The organism is Pseudaestuariivita rosea, assembly GCF_017592335.1.
Classification (GTDB): Bacteria; Pseudomonadota; Alphaproteobacteria; order Rhodobacterales; family Rhodobacteraceae; genus Parasulfitobacter; species Parasulfitobacter rosea.
In genome coordinates this window covers 1-6,735 of the sequence record NZ_JACNMP010000065.1, presented here as the reverse complement: position 1 = coordinate 6,735, position 6,735 = coordinate 1, and the positions used below count along the sequence as shown (strand labels likewise).

General features: G+C 56.8%; 12 protein-coding genes. 11 read left to right on the top strand and 1 reads right to left on the bottom strand.

Annotation, left to right across the window (positions count from 1 at the left end; all coding sequences use genetic code 11):
- The 5 genes from H7848_RS19405 to H7848_RS19385 all read left to right on the top strand — a co-directional run.
- On the top strand, positions 1-542 hold a 542-nt coding region (locus tag H7848_RS19405; protein WP_272874418.1), incomplete at its 5' end, for an EF-Tu C-terminal domain-related protein.
- A 97-nt stretch (positions 543-639) separates the two neighbouring features.
- A complete protein-coding gene (gene rpsJ, locus H7848_RS19400; RefSeq protein WP_044028221.1) occupies positions 640-948 on the top strand; it encodes a 30S ribosomal protein S10 in 309 nt (102 codons plus the stop codon).
- A 13-nt stretch (positions 949-961) separates the two neighbouring features.
- The gene (gene rplC, locus H7848_RS19395) at positions 962-1,831 is read left to right on the top strand and encodes a 50S ribosomal protein L3 (protein WP_208354594.1); all 870 of its coding nucleotides are present in this window, start codon (positions 962-964) and stop codon (positions 1,829-1,831) included.
- Positions 1,821-2,438: a 50S ribosomal protein L4 gene (rplD, locus tag H7848_RS19390; protein WP_208354593.1), complete on the top strand. Its 618-nt coding sequence runs from the start codon at positions 1,821-1,823 to the stop codon at positions 2,436-2,438. Before rplC ends, rplD begins: the two co-directional genes overlap by 11 nt.
- A complete protein-coding gene (locus tag H7848_RS19385; protein ID WP_208354592.1) occupies positions 2,435-2,731 on the top strand; it encodes a 50S ribosomal protein L23 in 297 nt (98 codons plus the stop codon). The genes rplD and H7848_RS19385 overlap by 4 nt, the downstream gene beginning before the upstream one ends.
- 64 nt (positions 2,732-2,795) lie before the next feature.
- On the opposite strand, the gene H7848_RS19380 is transcribed toward H7848_RS19385, so the two are convergent.
- The gene (locus tag H7848_RS19380) at positions 2,796-3,122 is read right to left on the bottom strand and encodes a DUF2004 domain-containing protein (RefSeq protein WP_208354590.1); all 327 of its coding nucleotides are present in this window, start codon (positions 3,120-3,122) and stop codon (positions 2,796-2,798) included.
- 456 nt (positions 3,123-3,578) lie between these two features.
- Here H7848_RS19380 and rplB point away from each other — a divergent pair, with 456 nt between their 5' ends.
- From rplB to H7848_RS19350, 6 genes are all read left to right on the top strand, one after another.
- A complete protein-coding gene (gene rplB, locus H7848_RS19375) occupies positions 3,579-4,421 on the top strand; it encodes a 50S ribosomal protein L2 (protein WP_208354589.1) in 843 nt (280 codons plus the stop codon).
- A gap of 3 nt (positions 4,422-4,424) precedes the next feature.
- A complete protein-coding gene (gene rpsS / locus H7848_RS19370; protein WP_068315468.1) occupies positions 4,425-4,703 on the top strand; it encodes a 30S ribosomal protein S19 in 279 nt (92 codons plus the stop codon).
- A 3-nt stretch (positions 4,704-4,706) separates the two neighbouring features.
- Positions 4,707-5,087 (top strand): 50S ribosomal protein L22, encoded by a 381-nt coding sequence (rplV, locus tag H7848_RS19365; protein WP_208354588.1) that lies wholly within the window; start codon positions 4,707-4,709, stop codon positions 5,085-5,087.
- On the top strand, positions 5,087-5,794 hold the full coding sequence (gene rpsC, locus H7848_RS19360; RefSeq protein ID WP_208354587.1) for a 30S ribosomal protein S3: 708 nt from the start codon (positions 5,087-5,089) through the stop codon (positions 5,792-5,794). Before rplV ends, rpsC begins: the two co-directional genes overlap by 1 nt.
- A 14-nt stretch (positions 5,795-5,808) precedes the next feature.
- On the top strand, positions 5,809-6,222 hold the full coding sequence (rplP, locus tag H7848_RS19355) for a 50S ribosomal protein L16 (RefSeq protein ID WP_208354586.1): 414 nt from the start codon (positions 5,809-5,811) through the stop codon (positions 6,220-6,222).
- 344 nt (positions 6,223-6,566) lie between these two features.
- A partial coding sequence (locus H7848_RS19350; protein WP_208354595.1) for a transposase occupies positions 6,567-6,735 on the top strand: 169 nt, incomplete at its 3' end.

Here is a 6,735-nt window from a genome sequence, read left to right as displayed (position 1 = left end):
TCGAGGACGTGTTCTCAATCTCCGGCCGTGGGACTGTTGTGACCGGTCGTGTGGAACGCGGCGTGATCAACGTGGGCGACGAGATCGAAATCGTGGGCATCCGCGACACCACCAAGACGACCTGCACGGGCGTTGAAATGTTCCGCAAGCTGCTGGATCGTGGTGAAGCTGGTGACAACATCGGCGCGCTGCTGCGGGGTGTGGATCGCGAAGGCGTTGAGCGTGGCCAGGTGCTGTGCAAGCCCGGCTCGGTAACGCCACACACCAAGTTTGAGGCCGAAGCCTATATCCTGACCAAGGACGAAGGCGGCCGGCACACGCCGTTTTTCGCCAACTACCGCCCACAGTTCTACTTCCGGACGACGGACGTGACCGGCACGGTGACGCTGGCCGAAGGCACTGAGATGGTGATGCCCGGCGACAACGTCAGCTTCGGCGTCGAACTGATCGCGCCGATTGCCATGGAACAAGGCCTCCGCTTCGCCATCCGCGAAGGCGGCAGAACCGTCGGCGCTGGCGTCGTATCGAAAATCATCGAGTAGTCATACTCGACATAAACCAAACCTTCGGGTTCGACGTGGGTCACCGGATGAGCCGGTGGTCCACCTATCAACTCTAACGCCGCGAAAGGCTGTTAAAATGCAAAGCCAAAATATTCGCATTCGGCTGAAGGCTTTTGACTATCGCGTTCTGGATGCCAGCACGCAAGAGATCGTCAACACTGCCAAGCGGACGGGCGCACAAGTGCGTGGCCCCATCCCGCTGCCGAATAAGATCGAGAAGTTTACTGTTCTGCGTGGACCTCACGTTGACAAGAAATCCCGCGATCAGTTCGAGATCCGGACGCACAAGCGTCTTCTCGACATCGTTGATCCGACACCCCAGACGGTGGACGCGCTGATGAAGCTCGACCTGGCCGCTGGTGTGGACGTTCAAATCTCGGTTTAAGGAGGGCATATTGATGTTGCGCTCTGGAGTAATCGCGAAAAAAGTCGGCATGACCCGGCTTTTCATGGAAGACGGTAAGCAGATCCCTGTGACCGTTCTGCAATTGGACAAGCTGCAGGTTGTGGCTCAGCGGACGCCTGAAAAAGACGGTTATAGTGCCGTTCAGTTGGGTGCTGGCACAGCCAAGGCAAAACGCACATCGAAAGCGATGCGCGGCCACTTCGCTGTTGCGAAGGTTGAGCCAAAGCGCAAGATCGCTGAATTTCGCGTGGCCCCTGAAAATCTGATCAACGTGGGTGAAGAAATCACCGCAGATCATTATTTCGAAGGCCAGTTCGTGGATGTGGCGGGCACATCGATCGGTAAAGGGTTTGCCGGTGCGATGAAGCGTCATAACTTTGGCGGTCTGCGCGCGTCGCACGGTGTGTCGATCAGCCACCGTTCGCACGGCTCGACCGGTCAGTGTCAGGACCCTGGTAAGGTGTTCAAGGGCAAGAAAATGGCCGGTCACATGGGTGCTGCCCGCGTGACGACACAGAACCTGCAGGTCGTGAAAACCGATGCTGACCGTGGCCTGATCATGGTCAAAGGGGCTGTGCCTGGGTCAAAAGGCGGATGGGTCACGATCAAGGATGCGGCGAAAAAGCCGTTCCCTGAGAATGCCATTCTGCCCGCTGCGCTGAAATCTGCAGCTGAAGAAGCGGCGAAAGCGGCTGAAGAGGCGGCGGCACAGGCGGCTGCCGAAGCTGAAGCGGCTGAAAAGGCTGCGGCCGAAGCGGCTGCAGCGGCCGAGGCCGAAGCGCTGAAAGAAGCCGAAGCATCGATCGAGGCCGATAAAGCCGAAGATGCTGCCCCTGAGGGAGGCAATAAAGATGAAAGCTGATGTGATCAAACTGGACGGCAAGAAGGCCGGCAGTGCGGATCTGGACGATGCGATTTTCGGTCTGGAACCCCGTGCCGACATTCTGCACCGCGTGGTCCGCTGGCAGCGCAACAAGGCGCAGGCGGGCACCCACAAGGTCAAGACTCGGTCCGAGACCAGCTATTCGACCAAGAAGATCTATCGCCAGAAGGGCACCGGCGGCGCACGCCACGGGGACCGCAACGCGCCGATCTTCCGCAAGGGTGGCATCTATAAGGGCCCGACGCCGCGCAGCCATGCCCATGATTTGCCGAAGAAATTCCGCAAGCTGGGTCTGAAGCACGCGCTGTCGGCCAAGGCCGCTGCAGGTGAACTGGTCGTGATCGAAAATGCCGAGGCCGAGGGCAAAACCGCCGCTCTGGCCAAGCAGGTCAAAAACTTGGGCTGGAAGCGCGCGCTGGTCATCGACGGCGCCGAGGTGAACGAAGGTTTCGCCAAGGCTGCCCGCAACATCGACGGTCTGGATATCCTGCCATCGATCGGCGCAAACGTTTATGACATCCTGAAACGTGATACACTTGTGATCACCAAAGCAGGGGTCGAAGCACTGGAGGCTCGGTTAAAATGAGCGCAAAACCAGAACACTACGACGTGATCCGCAAGCCGGTCATCACGGAAAAGGCCACAATGGCATCGGAAAACGGTGCCGTTGTGTTCGAAGTGGCGATGGAGGCCAACAAACCCCAGATCAAAGAAGCGGTCGAGACGCTTTTTGGTGTGAAGGTGAAGTCGGTCAACACGACGATCACAAAAGGCAAAGTCAAACGCTTCCGCGGCCAGCTTGGTAAGCGGAAAGACGTGAAGAAGGCCTATGTGACCCTCGAAGAGGGCAACACCATCGACGTGAGCACTGGCCTGTAAGGCTGCACTGCTTTTGAAAGATTGAAACCCCGGTGACGGAAGTTGCCGGGGTTTTGTGTTTGTATCAGCTTTCCATATCGACACTCTCGATCTCATCGCCATCAAATCGGACAGCAATCAGATAATTTGTCATATTGTTAGGCAGGCTGAAATCGAATGTGTCGATATTTCCGTCTTCCTTAGAGTCCCATGCACTTACCAATACGAGCCCATCCAAGATTTGCTCGGCGGTGGGTTTTTCAATCGCTAGGCATTGCTTCCATTCATCGGAGCTGAGTTCATCAAGGTGATGTGAAACAAAGAGAGTGGGGCCATCTTCGCCCTCGGGTGTTCCATAGAGTGCTCGAATTTTTGCTCTTGCTGCCTCTTGCTTTGCTATTTGATCTTTCAAATGTGCCTCCTCGCTTAAATAGCAGTCTACCTAAGCCGCAACTATTGCTAATAGAAACAACAGCACAAGATGAATTCTGTTGCTTGCAGCACCAACTCGTGAACCGCCCGGAATCCAGCCGAAGGCGCCGGACCATCGTCGGCCCGCCCGACCGGGTCGGCGATTTGGCGGCCTTCTGTGCGCTGCGGGTTGATCTGATGTATTTGGCAACCATAAACCGCAGCAGCGGCCAGATTGTATTGCCAACCCGCGGGCCGACGATCGCCCGGCTTAAATATTACCGGTTATACTTGACCAACCCCGATCCCTTTAGTATCCAGCGCCATCCGTCAGGCCCCGGATTCGTCCGGGGCTTGGCTTTTGGTCACTAGACCATTCAAAACCGGGGACCTGCGGGGCCCCTGAAACCGAAAAGCCGGGGCATACCTGGCGCAAAGCAAACGGAAGACAGAAAGCATGGCACTCAAGTCGTATAAGCCGACGACGCCGGGCCAGCGTGGGCTGGTGCTGATCGACCGTTCGGAGCTTTGGAAAGGACGTCCGGTCAAATCCCTTACAGAGGGTTTGACCAAGAATGGCGGCCGGAACAATACCGGACGGATCACGATGCGTCGTCGTGGTGGTGGCGCAAAGCGTCTTTACCGCATCGTTGACTTCAAGCGGAACAAATTCGACGTTTCAGCCACGGTTGAGCGGATCGAATATGACCCCAACCGGACCGCCTTTATCGCCCTGATCAAATATGACGATGGCGAACAGGCTTATATCCTGGCCCCTCAGCGTCTGGCCGTCGGTGACAAGGTCATCGCCTCGGCAAAAGCTGACATCAAGCCCGGCAACGCAATGCCATTCCACGGCATGCCCATCGGGACAATCGTACACAACATCGAACTGAAGCCCGGTAAGGGTGGTCAGATCGCGCGCGCCGCTGGCACCTATGCCCAGTTCGTGGGCCGCGACGGTGGCTACGCCCAGATCCGCCTATCCTCGGGCGAGCTGCGGATGGTGCGTCAGGAATGTATGGCAACCGTTGGTGCCGTGTCGAACCCCGACAACAGCAACCAGAACTTCGGTAAGGCCGGCCGCAACCGCCACAAGGGCATCCGCCCAAGTGTCCGCGGTGTGGTCATGAACCCCGTCGATCACCCCCATGGTGGTGGTGAGGGCCGGACATCAGGTGGTCGTCACCCCGTGTCGCCCTGGGGCAAGCCAACCAAGGGTGCCCGCACCCGCAACAAGAACAAAGCGTCCAGCAAGCTGATCATCCGCTCGCGTCACGCCAAGAAGAAGGGGCGCTAGATCATGTCGCGTTCTGTATGGAAAGGGCCCTTTGTCGACTCTTACGTGCTGAAAAAAGCCGAAAAGAGCCGCGAGTCCGGCCGCAACGAAGTCATCAAAATCTGGTCACGCCGGTCAACGATCCTGCCACAATTCGTAGGTCTGACATTTGGTGTGTATAACGGTCAAAAGCACATTCCGGTCAACGTGTCCGAAGACATGATTGGTCAGAAGTTCGGTGAATATGCACCGACGCGCACCTATTACGGTCACGCGGCTGATAAAAAAGCGAAACGGAAGTAAGTCATGGGCAAGGATAAAAACCCCCGCCGTGTGGCTGAAAACGAAGCAATGGCGAAAACCCGCATGCTTCGCACAAGCCCGCAGAAACTGAACCTGGTCGCCGCGATGATCCGTGGCAAGAAGGTCGACAAGGCGCTGAACGATCTGACGTTTTCGAAAAAACGTATCGCCGAGGATGTGAAGAAATGCCTTCAGTCCGCTATTGCGAACGCCGAAAACAACCACAATCTGGATGTGGACGAGCTGGTCGTGGCCGAGGCTTATGTTGGGAAAAATCTGACAATGAAGCGTGGCCGCCCCCGTGCGCGTGGTCGTTTCGGTCGTATCATCAAGCCGTTCTCGGAACTCACCATCAAGGTGCGTCAAGTTGAGGAGCAAGCCTAATGGGTCAGAAAGTTAATCCAATCGGCATGCGCCTTCAGGTCAATCGCACCTGGGACAGCCGCTGGTATGCGGACACGAAGGATTACGGTGATCTTCTGCTGGAAGACATCAGAATCCGCGATTTTATCAAGGAAGAGTGCAAGCAAGCCGGCATCAGCCGTGTGATCATCGAACGTCCGCATAAGAAGTGCCGCGTCACGATCCACACAGCCCGCCCCGGTGTCATCATCGGCAAAAAAGGCGCAGACATCGAAACGCTGCGTAAAAAGCTGGCCGCGATGACAGACAGCGAGCTGCACCTGAACGTGGTTGAGGTCCGCAAGCCTGAACTGGACGGTCAACTGGTCGCTGAGTCCATCGCGCAGCAGCTTGAGCGTCGTGTGTCGTTCCGCCGCGCCATGAAGCGCGCGGTTCAAAACGCGATGCGCATGGGCGCGCTTGGCATTCGTGTGAATGTTGCTGGTCGTCTGGGTGGCGCTGAAATCGCACGGACTGAATGGTACCGTGAAGGCCGCGTGCCGCTGCACACTCTGCGTGCTGATATCGACTACGCGACAGCCGAAGCTGCGACGCCATACGGCATCATCGGGATCAAGGTCTGGATCTTCAAAGGCGAGATCATGGAACATGATCCACAGGCCCGTGATCGTCGTCAACAGGAACTCCAGGATGGTCCAGCGCCCCGCGGCGCCGGTGGCCGTCGCTAACGGAGGATTAGGGAATGCTGCAACCAAAACGCACAAAATTCCGCAAGATGCATAAGGGCCGTATCCACGGCGAAGCCAAGGGTGGCAGCACCCTGAACTTCGGCACATATGGCCTGAAAGCAACCGAGCCCGAGCGGATCACCGCCCGTCAAATCGAAGCCGCCCGCCGGGCCATGACGCGTCATATGAAACGTCAGGGCCGCGTGTGGATCCGCATCTTCCCCGATCTGCCGGTCACGGCAAAACCGATCGAGGTTCGGATGGGTAAAGGGAAGGGGTCTGTCGACCGTTGGACGGCCAAGGTGAAACCGGGTCGTGTGATGTTCGAAATCGACGGCGTGAACGACACCATCGCCCGCGAAGCCCTGCGCCTTGCCGCGATGAAACTGCCCGTGAAAACACGGGTCGTGGTTCGCGAAGACTGGTGAGCCCTATCGAGCCGAGTGTCGGGAGTTTTTGAAAGTTATCAGGCCTAGCGCGGTTTAAAGTAGAGAACCCTCTCTTGGAAACAGGAGGGGGTTTATTCTTTTCTCATTGATTCCAGAAGTTGACGAAACTCTTCCGAACTCATCGGTTTTTCTAGAGTATGAGGATACTCTTCCTTGAAATTATTCACGTTGTCAGAACGCCTTGCACCGATTGCTTTCGCTGCAAATTCTGATACGGCACCTTCGAAAAAATCATCTAGCTGATCATTGCTATTAACGCCATTCTGAGCTGCCCCTAGGTTTGTAGACGCTTTGCCCCCTAACTTTGAGGCGAGGAGGCCGACATGGGGACAAGCAATTACAGCGACGAGTTCAAGCGCGATGCGGTGCATCAGATCACAGTGCGAGGCTATCCGGTTCGCGAGGTATCGCGGCGTTGGGGTGTCAGCACGCATTCTCTTTACAAATGGATGAAGCTGTTTGGGGGTCCGGAGCCTAAGCCTGGCGTGGACC